Origin of the sequence: Maribacter sp. ACAM166 (assembly GCF_005771495.1) — a bacterium.
Taxonomy (GTDB): Bacteria; Bacteroidota; Bacteroidia; order Flavobacteriales; family Flavobacteriaceae; genus Maribacter.
The window spans coordinates 1-961 of sequence record NZ_VAUW01000096.1; the positions used below are offsets into that span (position 1 = coordinate 1).

At 34.2% G+C, this 961-nt stretch carries 1 protein-coding gene; it reads left to right on the plus strand.

What is annotated here, in order from left to right:
- The first annotated feature begins 50 nt into the window (after positions 1–50).
- The gene (locus ES765_RS21495; RefSeq protein ID WP_138116589.1) at positions 51–947 is read left to right on the plus strand and encodes an IS1595 family transposase; all 897 of its coding nucleotides are present in this window, start codon (positions 51–53) and stop codon (positions 945–947) included.
- Positions 948–961: the final 14 nt, after the last annotated feature.

Below are 961 nucleotides of genomic sequence, written 5' to 3' on the forward strand. Positions count from 1 at the left end.
TAGAGGTGTCTACATAAATACTTATCTTTAGTTGGCAAACAACTAGATTTATGGAGTCATTTAAAAGTGAGAGTATTGTTGATTTTTTTAATACATATACTACTGATCTAGATTGTTTGGAATATTTATCTAGAATCAAATGGCATGGTGGTTATAGTTGTTTAAAATGTAGCCATAAAAAGTTTACAGTTCGCAAAGCTAATTTCGCAAGAGATTGTAATAGGTGTCATCATATAGAAAGCCCAACGGCAAATACCTTATTCCACAGAGTTAGATTTGGATTGCGCAAAGCTTTTATCATAGTGTTTGAGATGAGCGTAGCTACCAAAAGTGTATCATCATCACAGATGGCAAGGCGCATATCTGTCAGCAGACAAACGGCTTGGTTATTCATGCATAAAGTCCGCATAGCAATGAAGAGTAGTGAATCGCAGCCTATGACGGGTCAAGTATTTGTAGATGAGTTTGTGTATGGAGGGAGAGAAGACCTTAAACAAGGAAGAAGCAATGATAGTAAAAAGAAGAAGATAGTTGTGGCAGTAGAAGTTGACAAAAAACGAGGCGTAAAACGGGCTTATTTCAAAAGGATAGAAAATTATTCATCAAAGGAATTGAACAAAATATTTATTAGTCACATCTCAGGAAAGGCCAAAATAACAACCGATAAATGGAAAGGTTATCTACCTCTAAAAAAGGAGTATGACATCACTCAAACTAAGAGTAATATTTCTGATTTTTTTGAAATCAACACCATAATCCACCAACTAAAAGCAGGGCTTAGAAGTGTGTATTCTTGGATGCATGATGGTCACATTGAAAAGTATCTAGATGAATATAGTTATCGATTAAACAGGTCAATTCACAAACAAACCATTTTTGATAACCTTATTAAAAGAATGAGTAAACATCAACATGTTGGTTACAAGCAAATTAAACTAAGTACCTAACTTGACACCTCTAA